16 protein-coding genes are annotated in these 20866 nt (G+C 63.4%); 12 read left to right on the top strand and 4 right to left on the bottom strand.

From position 1 onward, the window contains the following. Nucleotides 1-24: 24 nt before the first annotated feature. Both rlmJ and putP read right to left on the bottom strand, forming a co-directional pair. Nucleotides 25-861: a 23S rRNA (adenine(2030)-N(6))-methyltransferase RlmJ gene (gene rlmJ / locus MJ643_RS19635; RefSeq protein ID WP_013974483.1), complete on the bottom strand. Its 837-nt coding sequence runs from the start codon at nt 859-861 to the stop codon at nt 25-27. Between the two features lie 185 nt (nt 862-1046). Then, entirely contained in the window at nt 1047-2525 is a 1479-nt protein-coding gene (putP, locus tag MJ643_RS19630; protein WP_013974484.1) for a sodium/proline symporter PutP, read from the bottom strand. 74 nt (nt 2526-2599) lie between these two features. Between putP and MJ643_RS19625 the strand changes: the two genes are divergently transcribed. From MJ643_RS19625 to yccS, 11 genes are all read left to right on the top strand, one after another. Then, complete coding sequence (locus MJ643_RS19625; protein WP_128637173.1) at nt 2600-2818, top strand: hypothetical protein; 219 nt, start codon at nt 2600-2602, stop codon at nt 2816-2818. A gap of 64 nt (nt 2819-2882) precedes the next feature. Then, nucleotides 2883-6836 carry a trifunctional transcriptional regulator/proline dehydrogenase/L-glutamate gamma-semialdehyde dehydrogenase gene (putA, locus tag MJ643_RS19620; protein ID WP_044047166.1) on the top strand — a complete coding sequence of 1318 codons (3954 nt, stop codon included), beginning with the start codon at nt 2883-2885 and terminating at the stop codon, nt 6834-6836. A 212-nt stretch (nt 6837-7048) separates the two neighbouring features. Next, nucleotides 7049-7306 carry a hypothetical protein gene (locus MJ643_RS19615; RefSeq protein WP_023661765.1) on the top strand — a complete coding sequence of 86 codons (258 nt, stop codon included), beginning with the start codon at nt 7049-7051 and terminating at the stop codon, nt 7304-7306. A 97-nt stretch (nt 7307-7403) separates the two neighbouring features. Next, nucleotides 7404-7646: a hypothetical protein gene (locus MJ643_RS19610; protein ID WP_023661764.1), complete on the top strand. Its 243-nt coding sequence runs from the start codon at nt 7404-7406 to the stop codon at nt 7644-7646. 182 nt (nt 7647-7828) lie between these two features. Then, complete coding sequence (locus MJ643_RS19605) at nt 7829-9631, top strand: acyl-CoA dehydrogenase (RefSeq protein ID WP_038410180.1); 1803 nt, start codon at nt 7829-7831, stop codon at nt 9629-9631. Between the two features lie 32 nt (nt 9632-9663). Continuing rightward, nucleotides 9664-11106, top strand: coding sequence for a TldD/PmbA family protein (locus tag MJ643_RS19600; RefSeq protein WP_013974487.1), 1443 nt, complete (start codon nt 9664-9666; stop codon nt 11104-11106). Then, the gene (locus tag MJ643_RS19595) at nt 11106-12425 is read left to right on the top strand and encodes a TldD/PmbA family protein (protein ID WP_169774738.1); all 1320 of its coding nucleotides are present in this window, start codon (nt 11106-11108) and stop codon (nt 12423-12425) included. The genes MJ643_RS19600 and MJ643_RS19595 overlap by 1 nt, the downstream gene beginning before the upstream one ends. Nucleotides 12426-12551: 126 nt before the next feature. Continuing rightward, nucleotides 12552-13979, top strand: coding sequence for a multidrug transporter subunit MdtD (gene mdtD, locus MJ643_RS19590; protein WP_015272048.1), 1428 nt, complete (start codon nt 12552-12554; stop codon nt 13977-13979). 112 nt (nt 13980-14091) lie between these two features. Further along, complete coding sequence (gene dbpA / locus MJ643_RS19585) at nt 14092-15429, top strand: ATP-dependent RNA helicase DbpA (RefSeq protein ID WP_230396947.1); 1338 nt, start codon at nt 14092-14094, stop codon at nt 15427-15429. Nucleotides 15430-15566: 137 nt separating this feature from the next. Further along, nucleotides 15567-16748 (top strand): NAD(P)/FAD-dependent oxidoreductase, encoded by a 1182-nt coding sequence (locus MJ643_RS19580; protein WP_169774739.1) that lies wholly within the window; start codon nt 15567-15569, stop codon nt 16746-16748. Between the two features lie 128 nt (nt 16749-16876). Then, complete coding sequence (yccS, locus tag MJ643_RS19575; RefSeq protein WP_013974492.1) at nt 16877-19060, top strand: YccS family putative transporter; 2184 nt, start codon at nt 16877-16879, stop codon at nt 19058-19060. Between the two features lie 130 nt (nt 19061-19190). Here yccS and MJ643_RS19570 read toward each other — a convergent pair whose 3' ends face one another. Beyond that, nucleotides 19191-19928 carry a transporter substrate-binding domain-containing protein gene (locus MJ643_RS19570; RefSeq protein ID WP_023661311.1) on the bottom strand — a complete coding sequence of 246 codons (738 nt, stop codon included), beginning with the start codon at nt 19926-19928 and terminating at the stop codon, nt 19191-19193. 155 nt (nt 19929-20083) lie between these two features. On the opposite strand from MJ643_RS19570, the gene MJ643_RS19565 reads away from it, so the two are divergent. Continuing rightward, entirely contained in the window at nt 20084-20536 is a 453-nt protein-coding gene (locus MJ643_RS19565) for a GNAT family N-acetyltransferase (protein WP_024087828.1), read from the top strand. Between the two features lie 32 nt (nt 20537-20568). Here the strand turns inward: MJ643_RS19565 and MJ643_RS19560 are convergent, their stop codons facing one another. Next, nucleotides 20569-20865 carry a winged helix-turn-helix domain-containing protein gene (locus MJ643_RS19560; RefSeq protein ID WP_013974495.1) on the bottom strand — a complete coding sequence of 99 codons (297 nt, stop codon included), beginning with the start codon at nt 20863-20865 and terminating at the stop codon, nt 20569-20571. Nucleotide 20866 lies beyond the last annotated feature (1 nt).

The raw sequence follows: 20866 nt of genomic DNA, 5'->3' as shown, positions 1-20866 counted from the left end.
CCACAGATACCCCAAGGCAAATGCTTATTCGGCGATCAGCCAGTCCATGCGGAAGCTGCCGGCGGTTTGTGCCAGCTCTTTGGCCAGCCATGGCAGCAGCTCCTTGAGCTCTTCTTCCAACCCCCACGGCGGGTTGGCGATGGCCAGACCGGAGCCGTTGAGCCCCTGCGGGCTGTCCTGGTGGTGCACATACAACTCGACCCGCAGCAGTTTCGGTGCGCCGGTGCTGGTCAGGTCCTGGTAGAAGCGGGTCAGCGAGCGCTGGTCCTTGATCGGGTACCAGATGGCGGCGACAGTCTGGCGCATGCGGCCGATCGCCTCTTTCATGGCGGTAGTGCAGCGCTTTAGCTCGTCAGCCTGTTCGAACGGCGGATCGATCAACATGATCGCGCGCTTTTCCTGCACCGGCAGCAAGGCCCGCGGCACATGCCAGCCTTCACCCAGGTGCACGAACACGCGCGGGTCTTTCTTCATGTTCTCTTTGAGCAGCGGCCCGTCTTCGGGATGCTTCTCGTTGAGCAGGGCGCGGTCCTGCTGGCGCATCAGACGGCGAGCCAGCTCGGGCGAACCGGGGTAGTAGCGCAGCTCGCCATCGGCATTCAGACGCTTGATGATTCGCAAATAGTCGTCAGCCATGGCCGGCAGGTCATCGCGATTCCACAGGCGGGCGACACCTTCCAGGTACTCGCCGGTGCGGGTTGCCTGGTCGCCCTGCAGGTCGTAAAGGCCGAGCCCTGCATGGGTATCGATATAGGCGAACGGCTGCTCCTTGCGCGACATCAGGGCGATGAGGCGGGTCAGCACGATATGTTTGAGGACGTCGGCGTGGTTGCCGGCGTGGAAGGCGTGACGATAGTTCATGGCAACTCCTGCGGGGGTGGCAAGTTTACCTTGCCTTGCAGGCGGAGTCAGGCCTGGCTGCTGATCGGCGGTGACCTCTTCGCGGGTAAACCCGCTCCCACAGGCACCTCACAGAATTTGAGTTCTGTGCAATCCCTGTAGGAGCGGGTTCACCCGCGAAGCAGGCGCCGCCGACTCAACGGGTATTACTTGTCAGCGTGATACGCCGCATCAGCAGTCTCGAAGCGCTTGACCATTGCCTGCGACGGGCTGCCCAGCTTGCTCACCACGACGATGGCGATACTGGCGAACAGGAAGCCCGGAATGATTTCGTACAGCCCGAGGGTGTCGAAGTTCTTCCACAGGATCACGGTCAGTGCGCCCACCACGATACCGGCCAGTGCGCCGTTACGGGTCATGCCTTTCCACAGTACCGAAATCAGCACCACCGGACCAAAGGCAGCACCGAAGCCGGCCCACGCATAAGCTACCAGGCCCAGCACGCGGTTTTCCGGATTGGCGGCCATGGCGATGGCGATCAGGGCGACGGCCAGCACCATCAGGCGGCCGACCCACACCAGTTCGACCTGCGAAGCGTTCTTGCGCAGGAACGCCTTGTAGAAGTCTTCGGTCAGGGCGCTGGAGCACACCAGCAGCTGGCAGCTCAGGGTACTCATCACCGCCGCCAGGATGGCCGACAGCAGCACACCGGCGACCCATGGGTTGAACAGGATCTTGGCCAGCTCGATGAATACACGCTCGTGGTTCTCGGTGACCGGGCCTGCCAGCTCAGGATGTGCCGAGAAGTAGGCGATGCCGAAGAAGCCTACGGCGCAGGTACCGACCAGGCACAGGATCATCCAGGTCATGGAGATGCGGCGGGCTTGGGCGATCGACTTCACCGAGTCGGCAGCCATGAAACGCGCCAGGATGTGCGGCTGACCGAAGTAGCCCAGCCCCCAGCCCATCAGCGAGATGATGCCGATGAAGGTGGCGCCCTTGAACATGTCGAAGTGGGCCGGGTTGACCGCATCGATGGCAGCGAAGGTGTTATCGAAGCCGCCAGTGGAGATCAGCACGATCACCGGAGTGAGGATCAGCGCAAAGATCATCAGCGAAGCCTGCACGGTATCGGTCCAGCTCACCGCCAGGAAACCACCGATGAAGGTGTAGGCGATGGTCGCAGCAGCACCGGCCCACAGGGCGGTTTCGTACGACATGCCGAAGGTGCTCTCGAACAGACGGGCACCGGCAACGATGCCGGAGGCGCAGTAGATGGTGAAGAACACCAGGATCACGATGGCCGAGATGATCCGCAGCAGGCCGCTGTTGTCTTCGAAGCGGCTGGAGAAGTAGTCCGGCAGGGTCAGTGCATCGCCGTTGTGCTCGGTCTGCACGCGCAGGCGGCCAGCAACGAACAACCAGTTCAGGTAGGCGCCGACGGTCAGGCCGATGGCAATCCAGGCTTCGGACAACCCGGAGAAGTAGATGGCGCCCGGCAGGCCCATCAGCAGCCAGCCACTCATGTCGGAAGCGCCGGCGGAAAGCGCGGTGACCACGCTACCCAGGCTGCGACCGCCGAGGATGTAGTCGGAAAGGTTATTGGTGGAGCGATAGGCGGCGAAGCCGATCAGCACCATTGCGGCGATATAGACCACGAAAGTGATCGTTAGTGGATTGCCCATGCGTGTGCCCTGGCGTTTGTTTTTATGTCATGCACAACCGCGGCAATGGCGGTTGCACCCAGGCGGCGAATCGTATGCAACAACGCAAAGCGGGTGCAACCATTTTTCCTTTGCAAGTTGCACCTCCCCGTGCATTTTCCGAAAAATCTGATTTTTTGCTCCCTTTTGGAGCAAAAAACCCGTTTTTCAGAATAAAACACACCGAAAACCACCCTTTTCAGGACATGGAAATGGCTGTCGGACGAGTTGCACCTTTTCCGCAAAAAATTAGGGTTGCACCTGGTTGCACCTGAATTGTCCTACAGCTACTCTTGGCGTCAGCTTAGGCCACAACCGTGGCAATAACGAGGATAAGAAATGGCGACGACCACCCTTGGGGTCAAACTCGATGACCCGACCCGTGAGCGACTCAAGGCAGCTGCGCAGTCGATTGACCGCACCCCGCACTGGTTGATCAAGCAAGCGATCTTCAACTACCTGGAGAAGCTCGAGGGTGGTGCCACCCTGACCGAACTCAACGGCCATGCCAGCAACCTGGCCGACGACGCCGGTGAGGTCCAACCTGACCACAGCCATCAGTGCTTCCTTGAGTTCGCCGAGAGTATCCTGCCGCAGTCGGTATTGCGCTCGGCGATCACCGCCGCCTACCGCCGCCCCGAACAGGAAGTGGTACCGATGCTGCTGGAGCAGGCGCGCCTGAGCGCCCCGCTGGCCGAAGCGACCAACAAGATGGCCGCCGGCATCGCCGAAAAACTGCGTAACCAGAAGAGCGCTGGCGGCCGTGCCGGCATCGTTCAGGGCCTGCTGCAGGAATTCTCGCTGTCGTCCCAGGAAGGCGTGGCACTGATGTGCCTGGCCGAAGCCCTGCTGCGCATCCCCGACAAGGGCACCCGTGATGCGCTGATCCGCGACAAGATCAGCACCGGCAACTGGCAACCGCACCTGGGCAACAGCCCGTCGCTGTTCGTCAACGCCGCCACCTGGGGCCTGCTGCTGACCGGCAAGCTGGTATCTACCCACAATGAATCCGGCCTCACCTCCTCGCTCACCCGCATCATCGGCAAGAGCGGCGAGCCGATGATTCGCAAGGGCGTCGACATGGCCATGCGCCTGATGGGCGAGCAGTTCGTCACCGGCGAAACCATCGCCGAAGCCCTGGCCAATGCCAGCCGCTTCGAGTCCAAGGGCTTCCGCTATTCCTACGACATGCTCGGCGAAGCCGCACTGACCGAGCACGACGCACAGAAGTACCTGGCGTCCTACGAGCAGGCCATCCACTCGATCGGCAAGGCCTCTCATGGCCGTGGCATCTATGAAGGCCCGGGCATCTCGATCAAGCTGTCGGCACTGCACCCGCGCTACAGCCGCGCCCAGTACGAGCGCGTGATGGAAGAGCTGTACCCGCGCCTGCTGTCGCTGACCCTGCTGGCCAAGCAGTACGACATCGGCCTGAACATCGACGCCGAAGAAGCCGACCGCCTGGAGCTGTCGCTCGACCTGCTCGAGCGCCTGTGCTTCGAGCCTTCGCTGGCCGGCTGGAACGGTATCGGCTTCGTTATCCAGGCCTACCAGAAGCGCTGCCCGTATGTGATCGACTATGTCATCGACCTGGCCAAGCGCAGCCGCCACCGCCTGATGATCCGCCTGGTGAAAGGCGCCTACTGGGACAGCGAAATCAAGCGCGCCCAGGTCGAAGGCCTGGAAGGCTACCCGGTCTACACCCGCAAGGTGTACACCGACGTGTCCTACGTCGCCTGCGCCCGCAAGCTGCTGGCCGTGCCAGAAGCCATCTACCCGCAGTTCGCCACCCACAACGCCCACACCCTGTCGGCCATCTACCACATTGCCGGTCAGAACTACTACCCGGGCCAGTACGAGTTCCAGTGCCTGCACGGCATGGGCGAGCCACTGTACGAGCAGGTGGTCGGCAAGATTTCCGAAGGCAAGCTGAACCGTCCGTGCCGCGTCTATGCACCGGTCGGCACCCACGAAACGCTGCTGGCCTACCTGGTGCGTCGCCTGCTGGAAAACGGCGCCAACACCTCGTTCGTCAACCGCATCGCCGACCACTCGATCTCCATCCAGGAACTGGTCGCCGACCCGGTCGCCAGCATCGAGCGCATGGGCACCCAGGAAGGCAGCATCGGCCTGCCGCACCCACGCATCCCGCTGCCGCGTGAGCTGTATGGCAGCGAGCGGGCCAACTCGGCCGGCATCGACATGGCCAACGAACACCGCCTGGCATCGCTGTCCTGCGCCATGCTGGCCACCGCCCACAACGACTGGAAAGCCACGCCACTGCTGGCCTGCGCTGCCAGCGAAGGCACCGCCGCACCGGTCCTGAACCCGGCGGACCACCGCGACGTGGTCGGCCATGTTCAGGAAGCCACGGTCGCCGACGTCGACAACGCCATCCAGTGCGCACTGAATGCCGCTCCGATCTGGCAGGCCACCCCGCCGGCCGAACGCGCCGCCATTCTGGAGCGCACCGCCGACCTGATGGAGGCCGAAATCCAGCCGCTGATGGGCCTGCTCATCCGCGAAGCCGGCAAGACCTTCGCCAACGCCATCGCCGAAGTGCGTGAAGCCGTGGACTTCCTGCGCTACTACGCGGTGCAGGCACGCAACGACTTCAGCAACGACGCCCACCGCCCGCTGGGCCCGGTGGTGTGCATCAGCCCGTGGAACTTCCCGCTGGCGATCTTCACCGGCCAGGTAGCTGCAGCGCTCGCCGCCGGCAACCCCGTACTGGCCAAGCCGGCCGAGCAAACCCCGCTGATCGCTGCCCAGGCCGTGCGCCTGCTGCTGGAAGCCGGCATTCCTGAAGGCGTGCTGCAGCTGCTGCCTGGCCGCGGTGAAACCGTCGGTGCCGGCCTAGTGGGTGACGAGCGCGTCAAGGGCGTGATGTTCACCGGTTCCACTGAAGTGGCCCGCCTGCTGCAGCGCAACGTCGCCGGCCGCCTGGACAACCAGGGCCGCCCGATCCCGCTGATCGCCGAAACCGGCGGCCAGAACGCGATGATCGTCGACTCCTCGGCACTGACCGAGCAGGTGGTGATCGATGTGGTGTCCTCGGCCTTCGACAGCGCCGGCCAGCGTTGCTCGGCACTGCGCGTGCTGTGCCTGCAGGAAGACTCCGCCGACCGCGTGATCGAAATGCTCAAGGGTGCCATGGCCGAAAGTCGCCTGGGCTGCCCGGACCGCCTGGCCGTGGACATTGGCCCGGTGATCGACGCCGAAGCCAAAGCCGGCATCGAGAAGCACATCCAGGGCATGCGCGAGAAAGGTCGCTCGGTCTACCAGGTGGCCATTGCCGATGCTGCCGAGCTCAAGCGCGGCACCTTCGTGATGCCGACCCTGATCGAGCTGGAAAGCTTTGACGAGCTCAAGCGTGAAATCTTCGGTCCGGTGCTGCACGTGGTGCGCTACAACCGTCGCAACCTGGACCAGCTGATCGAGCAGATCAACAATTCCGGCTACGGCCTGACCCTCGGCGTGCACACCCGCATCGACGAGACCATCGCCAAGGTGGTGGAAACCGCCAACGCCGGCAACATGTACGTCAACCGCAACATCGTCGGTGCAGTGGTGGGTGTGCAGCCGTTCGGTGGTGAAGGCCTGTCTGGCACCGGCCCGAAAGCCGGCGGCCCGCTGTACCTGTACCGCCTGCTGTCGACCCGCCCGGCCGACGCGATTGGCCGCCACTTCCAGCAGCAGGACGGCGAAGGCAAGCCTGACCGCGCCCTGCACGAACAGCTGATCAAGCCGCTGCACGGCCTGAAGGCATGGGCCGAGAGCAACCAGCTGGCCGACCTGGCCGCGCTGTGCAGCCAGTTCGCCAGCCAGTCGCAGAGCGGCATCGCCCGCCTGTTGCCAGGCCCGACCGGCGAGCGCAACAGCTACACCATCCTGCCGCGTGAGCACGTGCTGTGCCTGGCCGACAACGAAGCTGACCTGCTGGCGCAGTTTGCCGCAGTGCTGGCCGTTGGCAGCTCGGCGGTATGGGCGGACGGCGAGCCGGGCAAGGCCCTGCGTGCCCGCCTGCCGCGAGAGTTGCAGGCCAAGGTCAAATTGGTGGCGGACTGGAACAAGGATGAAGTGGCGTTCGATGCCGTGATCCACCATGGCGACTCGGATCAACTGCGCGGCGTATGCCAGCAGGTGGCCAAGCGTGCCGGGGCGATCGTGGGTGTGCACGGGCTGTCCAGCGGCGACCACCAGATTGCGCTGGAGCGCCTGGTGATCGAACGGGCGGTGAGTGTGAACACTGCTGCTGCCGGTGGTAATGCCAGCTTGATGACCATTGGCTGAGGCTGAGGGTTGTTAACGAAAAAAGGAGAGCTTCGGCTCTCCTTTTTTATTTCCAAGAATAAATTCCTGGCAGACGAATATACCGCGCACAGTGCAACCTCGTCTCTATCACCTAAGGTTTCTCAACCTAGCACAAGTGCTAGTTTTACCGCCTCGCTCAAAGAGACATCATTTGCCTCGCACCACTTCAAATAACTTGTAGCGAGAAAAGAATGAAAAAAGAAATAGAAGTTACCGGCATCACGATCTTCGCCAAAGAACAATATGCAGGTGAAATCTGGACCAACCTTTACTCACCTGACGAGCCGCTGCAAAGCTGTGTAGTTCGGGATACAAACGTGATGGACGCCGTTCACACCGCAAAGTCTGTGCTGCAGCCCGGCAAGCCACTGAAGGTTTTTGCCACGATCACGACCAGTGGCCATCCACAACTGTTGGAAAAAATCAGGATAGGTGATTTTTCGAACTGAACTCTAAGTCAGCCGAGACTCAAAGTTGCTCGCCATACGTTGCGCAGAGCAAATCTTATCTAAAAGACCTTGAACCATTTCAGGAAGGAATGCCGCCATGGCCGAATTCAATGTTAAAAAAATAAGCCTCTTTGCCGAGCAAGATCAGGTTAGCACCAATCTTTATAACGCCGCAGGTAATGTTCGATCCTGCGTCGTCAGGGACAAAACCGTCATGAAGGCATTACACACAGCTCTCGTGACCACCGCATACAACGACGCTTATCAAATCATCGCCACCACCGATGAAACCGTTTCGCCCTACGTACTCACTGAGATCAAAATCGATAACACGCCCTGACAGCTCCACCAAATTAAACAAACTCACTACCCAGAGCAGGATGTTTTTTACGCTCGGTTCCTAGGTAGGCACATAGTGCGATATTTGCGGTAACTCATATTGATCATCACCTCGATCAATCGTCCTTGTCGCCAGTACCGATACAGTATCAAGCTGAATTACCGTATCCCAGGACTGCCGACATGGACGAGACTTTACTCAGCTCTCGCAACCTCGCCTTTGAACTCTACGAAGTCCTCATGGCCGAGGCCCTGACCCAGCGCCCGCGCTTCGCCGAGCACAACCGCGAAACCTTTGACGCGGCACTATCGACTGCCCGCACCATCGCAGAGAAATTTTTCGCCCCGCACAACCGCAAGGCCGACGAAAACGAGCCGCGCTACGTGGATGGCCGCGCCGAACTGATCCCCGAAGTGAAACCCGCCGTCGACGCCTTTCTCGAAGCCGGCTTCCTCAACGCCAACCGCGACTTCGAAGCCGGCGGCATGCAGCTGCCGAGCCTGGTCTCGCAGGCCTGCTTCGCCCACTTCCAGGCGGCCAACGCCGGCACCACGGCCTACCCGTTCCTGACCATGGGCGCGGCCAACCTGATCGAGAGCTTCGGCAGCGATGAACAGAAACGCCTGTTTCTACAGCCGATGATCGAAGGCCGCTACTTCGGCACCATGGCCCTGACCGAACCCCACGCTGGCTCGTCACTGGCCGATATCCGCACCCGCGCCGAACCTGCCGGTGACGGCAGCTACCGGTTAAAGGGCAACAAGATCTTCATCTCCGGCGGTGATCACGAGCTGTCGGAAAACATCGTGCATATGGTTCTGGCCAAGCTTCCGGATGCTCCGCCCGGCGTGAAGGGCATCTCGCTGTTCATCGTACCCAAGTACCTGGTCAACGAAGATGGCAGCCGTGGCCCGCGCAACGATGTGCTGCTGGCAGGGCTGTTCCACAAGATGGGCTGGCGCGGTACTACCTCCACCGCGCTGAACTTCGGCGACAACGGCCAGTGCGTCGGCTACCTGGTCGGCCAGCCGCACCAGGGCCTGGCCTGCATGTTCCAGATGATGAACGAGGCACGCATCGGTGTCGGCATGGGCGCAGTGATGCTCGGTTACGCCGGCTACCTGTATTCGCTGGAATACGCCCGTCAGCGCCCGCAGGGTCGGTTGCCGGACAACAAAGACCCGCACAGCCCCGCAGTGCCGATCATCGAGCACAGCGATGTGAAACGCATGCTGCTGGCACAGAAGGCCTACGTGGAGGGCGCCTTCGACCTGGGCCTGTATGCCGCGCGCCTGTTCGACGACACCCAGACTGCCAGCGACGACAACGCCCGCAAGCAGGCGCAGGAGCTGCTCGACCTGCTGACCCCGATCGTCAAATCCTGGCCCTCGACGTTCTGCCTCAAGGCCAATGAACTGGCGATCCAGATCCTCGGGGGCCACGGCTACACCCGCGAGTACCCGGTAGAACAGTATTACCGCGACAACCGCCTGAACCCGATCCATGAAGGCACCGAGGGCATCCAGTCGCTCGACCTGCTGGGCCGCAAGCTGGCGCAGAACAATGGTGCCGGCCTCAAGCAGTTGATCCGGTCGATCGCTGCCACCGGCGAGCGCGCCAGCCACCATGCGAACCTCGACCCACTGCGCCAGCCGCTGGAGCAACTGGTCAACCGCCTGCAAGGTGTGACCCTGGGCTTGCTGGGTGACCTGGCCCAGGGCAAAGTCGCCGGAGCCCTGGCCAACTCGGCCCTCTACCTCAAGGCCTTCGGCCATTGCGTGATCGGTTGGCGCTGGCTGGAACAGGCGATCCATGCCGAACTCGGCCTGCTCAAGGGCAAACCCGCCGACCGCGACTTCTACCTCGGCAAGCTGCAGGCCGCGCGTTATTTCCTGACCTGGGAGGTACCTGGCTGCCATAATGAGCTGGCATTGCTCGAGGCGCGCGACGACACTTGCCTCGCCATGCAGGACGAGTGGTTCTAAGGGGGAGCCACCGTGTACACGGAGGCTTCCACATGTTCGATACCAGCGCCCTGCTGCGCCAGCGCTTTGCCGCGCTGCGCAGTAAGGCCGAGCTGTTTTCCCTGCGCCATGTGAAACAATCGCACCAGGCGCTGTCGGTTCGCCGCAACGTCGCGGAACCACCCTTCTTCAGCCAGGACGAGGGCGCCATGCTCACCGTGCGGGTGAATGGCGTGGAAGCCTATGCCGCCACCGCCGACCTGTCCCAGGCCGGCCTGCAGCGCGCCCTGGAGCAGGCCGAGGCGCTGGCCCGGCAGATCGCCCGATACAACCTGCTGGACCTGCGCGAGCAACCGGTGACCAGCGCACGCCACGACCACATTTCGCCCAACTTCGACCAACCCGTGCCCAACCTTGCCGACTGCCTTGGCCTGCTCGCTGCCGAATCGGCCAGCGTGCCCAAGGACAGCCGCCTGGTGGACTGGCAGGCCGGCCTGGGCCTGAGCCTGGTCGAGCAGACCTACCTGAACTCGGCCGGCGCCGAGCTGCGCCACGCCCAGCGCTTCCTGTTCCCGGGCCTGGGCGTGACCGCCAGCGATGGCCAGGACAGCCAGAGCCGCAGCCTGGGCCGCGACAACTTCGGCCAGCAGGGCGGCTTCGAGGTCATCGAGCGCTGCGGCCTGATCGGCGCTGCCCGCCGGGTGGCCGACGAGGCGCTGCAGCTGCTGCAGGCACCGAATACCCCCAGCGGCCCGCGCGACCTGCTGTTGATGCCGGACCAGATGATGCTGCAGATTCACGAATCCATCGGCCACCCGCTGGAGATGGACCGCATTCTCGGCGACGAACGCAACTACGCAGGCACCAGCTTCGTCAAAGCCGATGACTTCGGCCACCTGCAGTACGGCTCCGCGCTGCTCAACGTGACCTTCGACCCAACCATCGGCGAAGAGCTGGCCAGCTACAGTTTCGATGATGACGGCACCCAGGCCAACAAGCAGTTCCTGATCCGCGATGGCCTGCTGCTGCGCCCGCTGGGTGGTGCGCTGTCGCAGTTCCGCTCCGGCCTCGACGGCGTGGCCAACAGCCGCGCCTGCGGCTGGAACCGTGCGCCGATCGACCGCATGGCCAACCTCAACATCGAGCCGGGCGACCAGAGCCTGGATCAGCTGGTGAAGGGCATCGAGCACGGCATCCTGATGCGCACCAACCGTTCCTGGTCCATTGATGATGCTCGCAACAAGTTCCAGTTCGGCTGTGAATGGGGCCAACTGATCGAAAACGGCGAGCTCAAGGGCATCGTCAAGAACCCCAACTACCGTGGCATCTCCGCGCAGTTCTGGCGCAACCTGGCGGCGGTCGGCGACAGCAGTACCTTCCAGGTGCTGGGCACGCCCAACTGCGGCAAGGGCGAACCCAACCAGGTGGTACGGGTGGGGCATGCCTCGCCGGCCTGCGTGTTCCGCCAGATCGACGTATTCGGAGGAGACGCCTGATGAAACAAGCTTTCGAAACCCTGGTCGGGGATGTGCGCAAAGCCCTGCAGACGGGCGAACAGTTCACCCTCGGCTACAGCGCCGAACAGTCGCAATTCGTGCGTTTCAACCATGCCAAGGTGCGCCAGGCCGGCACCGTGAACCAGGCCGGCGCGCAACTGCGGTTGATCCGCGATGGCCGCCAGGCAGAGCAACAGGTGACCTTGAGTGGTGACACGCAACTGGATAGCCAGCGTCTGTTCACGGCCCTGGAGCAACTGCGCCAGACCTTGCCATTGCTGGCGGTCGATCCGTACTTGCGCCTGGACGAAAGCGCCTGGCACAGCCACAGCCAGCAGGAGCAGCCGCTGCCCGAACTGAGCGATGTGCTGACCTTGCTCGAGCGTGAAGCCGGCGACCTGGACCTTGTCGGCATCTACGCCGCCGGCCCCATCTGCCGGGGCTTCGCCAGCTCGTTCGGGGCCTTCGGCTGGCACCAGGCCAACAGCTTCAACTTCGACTGGAGCCTGTTCCACGAAAACGGCGAGGCGGTAAAGGCCAATTATGCCGGGCAAGTGTGGAGCGCCGACGACTTCACCGCACGCCTGCGCCAGGCGCGGGAACAGCTGGGTTTCCTTGGCCGCCCTGCCGTCACGCTGAAGCCTGGCAGCTACCGCGCCTACCTGGCCCCGGCGGCCATGGACGAAATAGCCGGCATGCTGTGCTGGGGCGGTTTTTCCGCACAGGCCCTGGCCACTGGCAACAGTGCCCTGCAGCGCCTGTACAACGGCGATACGCGGCTGAGCCCGCTGGTGAGTTTCACCGAGCAGGTCAGCGGTTCGCTGAGCCCTGCGTTTTCCGATGAAGGCTCGCCGCGCCTGGATGTGCCGTTGATCCAGCAAGGCGAGGCCCGGCAGCGATTGATCAGTGCGCGCAGTGCGGCCGAGTTCGAGCTGCTGGCCAATGGCGCCGATAGTTACGAGTCGCCGTGTGCGCTGAGCCTGGCAGCAGGTAGCCTGCCGAGCGAGCAAATCCTGGAGCGGCTCGGTACCGGGCTGTACATCAGCAACCTGTGGTACCTGAACTATTCCGACCTGCCGGCGGCACGCATGACCGGACTAACCCGCTTCGCCACCTTCTGGGTGGAGAACGGGCAGATCCAGGGCCCGGTGAGCACCATGCGCTTCGATGACAGCCTGTACAGCTTGCTCGGCAGCCAGCTGGAGGACCTGACAAGCGAGCGCGAGATGATCCTGTCGACCAGTACCTATGGACAGCGCAGTACCGGGTCGAGTCATTTGCCGGGGGCACTGGTCAAAGGCCTGACCCTGACATTGTGACTGGACTTACCGGCCCTTTCGCGGCTAAAGCCGGCCCCACAGGATCTCCACGGCCCTTAATGTGGTGATATCCCTGTGGGAGCGGGTTCACCCGCGAAGAGGCCGGCACTGACAAACGAGGAAGTCATGCCCGAACGCACCCCGCTGGACCCCGTCACCGCCCGCTGGATCCCTTGGGTGGTGGCCATCGCCTTTTTCATGCAGTCCCTGGACGGCACCATCCTCAACACCGCACTGCCAGCCATGGCCCGGTCGCTGGCAGAAGACCCGCTGCGCATGCAGGGCGTGATCATCGCCTACATGCTCACCGTGGCCCTGCTGATCCCCGCCTCAGGCTGGATCGCCGACCGCTTCGGCACCAAGCGCATCTTCTTCAGCGCAATCCTGCTGTTCAGCTTCGGCTCGCTGCTGTGCGCCGCCGCCAACAGCCTCGGTTTCCTGATCTTTGCCCGTGTCGTGCAAGGGCTGGGCGGTGCGCTGATGCTGCCGGTCGGGCGCTTGGTAGTCCTACGTGCCTACCCGCGCACCGAGCTGGTGCGCATCATGAGCTTCATCACCATCCCCGGCCTGCTCGGGCCGCTACTGGGCCCTACGGTTGGCGGCTGGTTGGTGGAAATACTGAGCTGGCACTGGATCTTCCTGCTCAACCTGCCGGTCGGCCTGATCGGCTGCTACGCCGTTTGGAAGTTCATCCCCGACCTGCGCGGCGCCGAGCGCACCACGTTCGACGGCCCCGGGTTCCTGCTGTTTGGCGCAGCGATGGTATTGATCACCATCGCCATGGAAGGCCTGGGCGAACTGCACCTGCCGCACCTGCGGGTGATGTTGCTGCTGTTCGCCGGCATGGCCTGCCTGGCGGCCTACTGGCTGCGCGCCGGGCGCGACCCGGAGCCGTTGTTCTCACCCAGCCTGTTCCGCGTGCGCACCTTTGCCATCGGTATTCTCGGTAACCTGTTCGCCCGCCTGGGCAGCGGCGCGCTGCCGTTCCTTGTGCCGTTGCTGCTGCAAGTGGCGCTGGGCTACTCGCCGGCCCAGGCCGGCATGAGCATGATCCCGCTGGCGGCTGCGGCGATGCTGGCCAAGTCCATTGCCCGACCACTGATCGAACGCTTTGGCTACCGCATCATCCTCACCGGCAACACCCTGCTGCTGGGCCTGCTGCTGGCCAGCCTCGGGCTGGTCGACGAGCAGACGCCCTATGCCGTGCTGCTGATTCAGCTGGGCCTGCTCGGGGCAGTCAACTCGATGCAGTTCACCGCGATGAACACGGTGACCCTGATCGACCTCGACGACGCCAGCGCCAGCAGCGGCAACAGCCTGCTGTCGGTGGTCGCGCAGCTGGCCCTGAGCCTGGGCGTGGCATGTGCGGGGGCATTGCTCGGCGGCTTTACCGCAGCCGGAAACGCCGACGGTGTGGAAACCACCTTGGGTGCATTCCAGCTGACCTTCGTCACCATCGGCGTGATGGCCATGCTGGCGGCGGCGATATTCCTGCAGCTGTCGCCGACGGACGGAAGGCGTGCCCGTCGTCCGGAACAACACATGGAGTCGTAGGGCGAATGGCCATGAGGCTGGTAGACTATGCGGCATTTTTCGCTTCGCACCGCAGGCCCGCCTCGTGACCACCGAATCCACCGCCTTTGCCACCTTGCCGCTGTCCACTGCCATGCTGGCCAACCTGGACGCCCTCGGCTATGCCTCGATGACACCGATCCAGGCCCAGAGCCTGCCGGTCATCCTCAAGGGGCAGGACCTGATCGCCCAGGCCAAGACCGGCAGCGGCAAGACCGCCGCCTTCGGCATCGGCCTGCTCAACCCGATCAACCCGCGCTACTTCGGTTGCCAGGCGCTGGTGCTGTGCCCTACCCGCGAGCTCGCCGACCAAGTGGCCAAGGAGCTGCGCCGCCTGGCCCGCGCCGAGGACAACATCAAGATCCTGACCCTGTGCGGCGGCGTTTCGCTGGGCCCGCAGATCGCTTCGCTGGAGCACGGCGCACACATCATCGTCGGCACCCCAGGGCGCATCCAGCAGCACCTGGACAAGGGCACCCTGGTGCTCGACGGGCTGAACACCCTGGTGCTGGACGAGGCCGACCGCATGCTCGACATGGGCTTCTTCGATGCCATCGCCAGCATCATCGGCAAGACCCCGTCGCGCCGCCAGACCCTGCTGTTCTCGGCCACCTACCCGGCCGGCATCAAGCAACTGGCCGCCGACTTCATGCGCAACCCGCAACAGGTCAAGGTCGAGAGCCTGCATGCCGACAATCAGATCGAGCAGCGCTTCATCGAGATCGACCCGCAACAGCGCCTCGAGGCGGTCACCCGCGTGCTCGGCCACTACCGCCCGCAGTCCTGCGTGGCGTTCTGCTTCACCAAGCAGCAGTGCGAGGATGTGGTCGCCCACCTGACCGCCAAGGGCATCGTTGCCCAGGCCCTGCATGGCGACCTGGAGCAGCGCGACCGCGACCAGGTGCTGACCATGTTCGCCAACCGCAGCAGCTCGGTGCTGGTGGCTACCGATGTGGCCGCCCGCGGCCTGGACATCGATGGCCTGGATATGGTCATCAACGTCGAGCTGGCACGTGATGCGGAAATCCATGTGCACCGTGTCGGCCGCACCGGCCGTGCTGGCGAGAAAGGCATTGCGGTCAGCCTGGTGGCACCGGCCGAAGGCCACCGCGCCCAGGCCATCGAAGACCTGCAGAAGAGCCCGCTGCGCTGGGACCAGCTGGACAGCCTGAAGCACAAGGGTGGCGAACCGCTGCTGCCGCTGATGAGCACCCTGTGCATCGCCGCCGGGCGCAAGGACAAGCTGCGCCCGGGTGACATCCTCGGGGCGCTGACCGGTGACGCCGGCATCCCCGGCAAACAGGTGGGCAAGATTGCGATCTTCGATTTCCAGGCGTTCGTGGCCGTTGAGCGGCCGCTCGCCAAGCAGGCCATGCAGCGCTTGAACAGCGGCAAGATCAAGGGGCGTTCCCTGAAAGTCCGCATCGTCTGACCTAATTTTGGGGCCGCTTTGCGGCCCTTTCGCGACACAAGGCCGCTCCTACAGGGGATCGCAAACTCCTGTAGGAGCGGCCTTGTGTCGCGAGAGGGCTGCAAAGCAGCCCCCAGCAATCCTGAAGAGGTAACACCGTGCACTCCACCGACGTGATCATCCTCGGCGCCGGCGCCGCCGGCCTGATGTGCGCACAGCTCAGCGCCCGCCGTGGCCGCCGGGTACTGGTGCTCGACCACGCCAACAAACCGGGCAAGAAAATCCTCATGTCCGGCGGCGGCCGCTGCAACTTCACCAACATGTATACCGAGCCGGGCAACTTCCTCTCGCAGAATGCGCATTTCTGCAAGTCGGCCCTGGCTCGCTACACCCAGTGGGACTTCATCGAGCTGGTGTGCAAGCACGGCGTGGCCTACCACGAGAAGAAACTCGGCCAGCTGTTTTGCGACAACAAGGCCAGTGACATCCTCGACATGCTGCTGGCCGAATGCGATGAGGCCGGCGCCGAGATCCGCATGCACACCAGCATCGAGCAGATCGAGAAGACCGAAGGGGGCTACCTGCTGCAGACCAGCGGCGGCCAGTTCGCCTGCCAGGCGCTGGTGATCGCCACCGGCGGCCTGTCGATCCCGACCCTGGGTGCCACCGGCTTCGGCTACCAGGTGGCCCGCCAGTTCGGCCATACCCTGCTGCCAACCCGCGCCGGGCTGGTGCCGTTCACCATCACCGAGCCCCAACTGAAGGCACTGTGCACCGAGTTGTCCGGTACATCGCTGGATTGCACCGCCAGCTGCAACGGCACCAGCTTCCGCGAGAACCTGCTGTTTACCCACCGCGGCCTCAGCGGCCCGGCGATTTTGCAGATTTCCTCGTTCTGGGAAGCAGGCGACACGGTCGAGATCAACCTGCTGCCCGACCGTGATGCACTGACCTGGCTGCAACAGATGCAGGCCGAACGCGCCAACACCGAGCTGAAAACCGTGCTGGGCGAGGTATTTACCCGCAAGCTGGCCAACCTGCTGGCCGAGCAGTGGTTCGAGTCCCGGCCCATGAAGCAGTACACACCGGCGGAACTGGCACAGATCGCCGAGAAGCTGGCGAACTGGCAGGTGGTACCGGCCGGCACCGAGGGCTATCGCACTGCCGAAGTGACCCTGGGCGGCGTGGATACCCGAGAGGTGTCGTCCAAGACCATGGAATCGCTGAAAAGCCCTGGGTTGTATTTCATTGGTGAAGTGCTGGATGTGACTGGCCATTTGGGCGGTTTCAATTTCCAGTGGGCCTGGGCCTCCGCCAACGCCGCGGCGCAGTTCGTGTAGAGTAGAATCCATTCAGCAGCACGGAATGCTTCTTGCTGGCCCGTGCTCAGTGTCGGAATCCGGGCCGCTTCGCGCCCCGGTAACCGTCTCTGAAAGGTATTTCTCTGATCACTGCCTAGCAGGCCATCATGTCATCGAGCTCGTTCCGTCAGTCACTGCGTCGCCTGTGGGGTCAAGACAAGTTCAGCTACAGCATCCGGGTCACCATCGCCCTCACCGGCAGCCTGGCCCTGTGCTGGTACCAGAACGAAATGGCCCTGCTGATTCCGCTGTTCCTCGGCATCATCGCCAGCGCCCTGGCCGAAACCGATGACAGCTGGCAGGGCCGCCTCAGCGCCCTGGCCGTCACCCTTGTGTGTTTTGCCATCGCCGCACTGGCAGTCGAACTGCTGTTCCCCTACCCGTGGGTATTCGTCATTGCCCTGGCCTTGGCGGCCTTTGGCCTGACGATGCTCGGTGCCTTGGGCGAACGCTATGGCGCCATCGCTTCAGCGACCCTGATCACTGCGGTGTACACCATGATCGGCGTGGACCAGCGCGGCGGCCAAGTCACCGATTTCTGGCACGAACCGCTGCTGCTGGTGGCGGGCGCAGCCTGGTACGGGCTGCTGTCGGTGCTGTGGCAGGCGCTGTTTTCCAACCAGCCGGTGCAGCAGAGCCTGGCCAAGCTGTTCTTCGAGCTGGGCAGCTACCTCAAGCTCAAGGCCAGCCTGTTCGAACCCGTCCGCACCCTTGACGTCGAAGCCCGGCGCCTGGAGCTGGCCCAGCAGAACGGCAAGGTGGTGGCGGCGCTCAACGCGGCCAAGGAAATCATCCTGCACCGGGTGGGCAACAGCCAGCCGAATTCCAAGGTCAGCCGCTACCTCAAGCTGTACTTCCTGGCCCAGGACATCCATGAACGGGTCAGTGCTTCGCACTATCCCTACAACGCCCTGACCGAGGCTTTTTTCCACAGCGACGTGATGTTCCGCTGCCAGCGCCTGCTGCGCAAGCAGGGCTCGTCCTGCCAGGAACTGGCCCGCTCGATCCGCCTGCGCCAGCCGTTCGTGCTGGCCAGCGGTTATCCCGAGGCCCTCGAAGACCTAAACGCCTCGCTGGAACACCTGCGTATGCAGAACAACCCGGCCTGGCGTAGCCTGCTTCGCTCGCTGCGGGCGCTGGCGGCCAACCTGGCGACGCTCGACCGCCTGCTCAGCGCCGCCAGCAACCCGGACAGCCTGGCCGACACCAGCGATAGCAGCCTGCTCGACCGCTCTCCACGCTCGCTGAAGGACGTGTGGACCCGCCTGCGCACCCAATTGACGCCGACCTCGCTGCTGTTCCGCCATGCCCTGCGCCTACCCCTGGCGTTGTCGATCGGCTATGGCATGGTGCACCTGATCCACCCCACCCAGGGCTACTGGATCATCCTCACCACGCTGTTCGTGTGCCAGCCCAACTACGGTGCGACCCGGCGCAAGCTGGTGCAGCGGATAGCCGGCACCGCCGTCGGCCTGACGGTGGGCTGGGCATTGTTCGACCTGTTCCCCAACCCGGTCATCCAGTCATTGTTCGCCGTGGTCGCCGGGGTGGTGTTCTTCGTCAACCGCACCACCCGCTACACCTTGGCCACGGCCGCGATCACCCTGATGGTGCTGTTCTGCTTCAACCAGATCGGCGATGGCTATGGCCTGTTCCTGCCGCGCCTGTTCGATACCCTGGTCGGTAGCCTGATCGCCATCCTTGCGGTGTTCCTGTTCCTCCCCGACTGGCAGGGGCGGCGGCTGAACAAGGCGCTGGCCAATACCCTGGCCTGCGCCAGCGTGTACCTGCGGCAGATCATGCAGCAGTATGCCCACGGCAAGCGCGATGACCTGGCCTACCGCCTGGCCCGGCGCAACGCCCACAACGCCGACGCGGCGCTGTCCACCACCTTGGCCAACATGCTGATGGAGCCGGGGCATTTCCGGAAGGAGGCCGACGTCGGCTTCCGCTTCCTGGTGCTGTCGCATACCTTGCTTAGCTACCTGTCGGGGCTGGGTGCGCACCGCGACACCGCCTTGCCGGCGGAGGTGCAGGAACAGTTGATCGAAGGTGCCGGGCAAAGCCTGGCCAGCAGCCTGGACGAGATTGCCAACGGCCTGGCCGCGCGGCTGCCGGTGGCGATTCACAGTGATGCCGAAGAAGCGCTGGCCAATGCCCTGGAGCAGATGCCGGAAGAGCTGGACGAGCACCAGCGGCTGGTACAGACGCAGTTGGCGTTGATCTGCCGGCAGTTGGGGCCGCTGCGGACCTTGGCAGCGCATTTGATCAAGGAAGGTGCACCGGCCTGAGTTTCATATCGCCTGTGCGGGCCTCTTCGCGGGTAAACCCGCTCCCACAGGAACATCACAAATATCGAGTCCTGTGAGATACCTGTGGGAGCGGGTTTACCCGCGAAGAGGCCGGCACAGGCGATATAGATCAAAAGCCATGCTGGCGCATGAGCCGTGCATAGCTGCCATCCGCCTTCATCGCCGCAATCGCCTGCTCGAACCGCTCGACGATCCGCGCATGCTCCGGGTGCTTCAGGCTGACCAGGATATGCAGGGTGTTCTCTCCCAACGGCGGCTCCACCAGCATCACCCCATCGCGTACCTCTGGCAGCTCGCGCTGCAAGTTGTAACGGGCCACGTACTCGTCTTCCACCGCCAGGTCCACCCGCCCCGCCGCCAGCATGCGTACCGCAGAGGGAAAGTTGCGCACCGCCACCTTGTGCAGGCGGGTGTCGCGGTCGAACTCGGGGGAATAGGCATAATCACGCACCACAGCGATGCTGTAGGGATACAAATCTGACTGGCGCTTGTAGCGAAACGCCTCGCCCTTGCGTTGCAACAGGCGAATGCGGTTGACCAGGTAGGCTTCGGAAAACTGCCCGATGCTGGCGCGCGAGTCGTTGTACCAGGCGTTGATCAGCACGTCGTAACGCCCCTCGCTCACCCCCAGCAGAGCCCGCGCCCAAGGTGCCTCTTCGACCCCACTGGTGTAGCCGGCCCGGGCCAGCGCCGTGGTGACGATGCTGGTCGCCAGGCCACCGCCCGGCATGCTGGCATCGGTGAACGGCGGCCAATTGTCGGCCACCAGACGCAGCTTTTCGCGCCCCAGGGCGGGTGTTGCAAGCATCATTGCCAGCAATCCCAACACACAAAACAGTGGCCGCATGCTCACGTCCTTTCGCAATGGAGGGCACACACTGCCGATGAGATTACACAAAGGCGTCGTCGAGGGCAGCGGCCAATAGTGTCATTTAGCCTCTATTTTGGCCGTGGCACGTGCATCATGCGATGATCGACGGTCCACTCAAGGAGTTCGCACCAATGTCCATCGACTGGCTTTGCAAGCACCACACCGACCTCAGCAAGGACCAGCTCTACGCCATTCTGCAGTTACGCACGGAAGTGTTCGTGGTCGAGCAACGCTGCGCCTACCAGGAAGTCGATGGCCAAGACCTGACCGGCGATACCCTGCACCTGATGGGCTGGCGGGATGACAAGCTGGTGGCCTACCTGCGCCTGCTCGACCCGCAATCCCAAGGAGGGGATGTGGTGATCGGGCGGGTAGTGACTGCACCTGCGGCGCGCGAGCTGAAGCTTGGGCATACCTTGCTGCTCAAGGGGTTGGAGGCAGCGGAGCATTGCTGGCCGGGGGTGCCGGTTTATCTGTCGGCGCAGGCGCATTTGCAGGCATTCTATGCCCGGCATGGGTTCGCTGTGGTGGGCGAGGAATATCTTGAGGACGACATTCCGCATATCGGGATGCGCAAGGGATGAGATCGCCGGGCTGCAAAGCAGCCCGCAGTGGATCAGGGATACCCCAGCACTTCGCGAACCTGCCGCAGGTGCTGGATGATCCACTGTTTGTCAATCGCCCCCCAGTCATGAATGCGGTAATGCCCGGCGTGGTTGCGCGCGCCTTCCTGCTGTTCGAACTCGCAGACGATATCCAGGTCGGCTAGTGCCGCAATGGTGTCCTGGGCGGTGCGCCGGGGCATGCCGGTGGCTTCCATCAGGGCCGGAACGCTGGTCGCGGTCTGGCTGTCGATCAGCCAGGCCACGTACAGACGGCGGTAGAAGCTGCTCTTGGTCTTGCTCACTTCCATG

It is taken from the genome of Pseudomonas sp. PNPG3, assembly GCF_023093815.1.
Taxonomy (GTDB): Bacteria; Pseudomonadota; Gammaproteobacteria; order Pseudomonadales; family Pseudomonadaceae; genus Aquipseudomonas; species Aquipseudomonas asiatica.
Note: the sequence above shows the minus strand (reverse complement) of the source record. Positions and strands in the feature narration are given on the sequence as shown.

Excerpts from the sequence above, each read along its gene's own strand:
- rlmJ (WP_013974483.1), bottom strand. The coding sequence starts at position 861 with ATGAACTATCGTCACGCCTTCCACGCCGGCAACCACGCCGACGTCCTC.
- putP (WP_013974484.1), bottom strand. The coding sequence starts at position 2,525 with ATGGGCAATCCACTAACGATCACTTTCGTGGTCTATATCGCCGCAATG.
- MJ643_RS19625 (WP_128637173.1), top strand. The coding sequence starts at position 2,600 with ATGCAACAACGCAAAGCGGGTGCAACCATTTTTCCTTTGCAAGTTGCA.
- putA (WP_044047166.1), top strand. The coding sequence starts at position 2,883 with ATGGCGACGACCACCCTTGGGGTCAAACTCGATGACCCGACCCGTGAG.
- MJ643_RS19615 (WP_023661765.1), top strand. The coding sequence starts at position 7,049 with ATGAAAAAAGAAATAGAAGTTACCGGCATCACGATCTTCGCCAAAGAA.
- MJ643_RS19610 (WP_023661764.1), top strand. The coding sequence starts at position 7,404 with ATGGCCGAATTCAATGTTAAAAAAATAAGCCTCTTTGCCGAGCAAGAT.
- MJ643_RS19605 (WP_038410180.1), top strand. The coding sequence starts at position 7,829 with ATGGACGAGACTTTACTCAGCTCTCGCAACCTCGCCTTTGAACTCTAC.
- MJ643_RS19600 (WP_013974487.1), top strand. The coding sequence starts at position 9,664 with ATGTTCGATACCAGCGCCCTGCTGCGCCAGCGCTTTGCCGCGCTGCGC.
- MJ643_RS19595 (WP_169774738.1), top strand. The coding sequence starts at position 11,106 with ATGAAACAAGCTTTCGAAACCCTGGTCGGGGATGTGCGCAAAGCCCTG.
- mdtD (WP_015272048.1), top strand. The coding sequence starts at position 12,552 with ATGCCCGAACGCACCCCGCTGGACCCCGTCACCGCCCGCTGGATCCCT.
- dbpA (WP_230396947.1), top strand. The coding sequence starts at position 14,092 with ATGCTGGCCAACCTGGACGCCCTCGGCTATGCCTCGATGACACCGATC.
- yccS (WP_013974492.1), top strand. The coding sequence starts at position 16,877 with ATGTCATCGAGCTCGTTCCGTCAGTCACTGCGTCGCCTGTGGGGTCAA.
- MJ643_RS19570 (WP_023661311.1), bottom strand. The coding sequence starts at position 19,928 with ATGCGGCCACTGTTTTGTGTGTTGGGATTGCTGGCAATGATGCTTGCA.
- MJ643_RS19565 (WP_024087828.1), top strand. The coding sequence starts at position 20,084 with ATGTCCATCGACTGGCTTTGCAAGCACCACACCGACCTCAGCAAGGAC.
- MJ643_RS19560 (WP_013974495.1), bottom strand. The coding sequence starts at position 20,865 with ATGGAAGTGAGCAAGACCAAGAGCAGCTTCTACCGCCGTCTGTACGTG.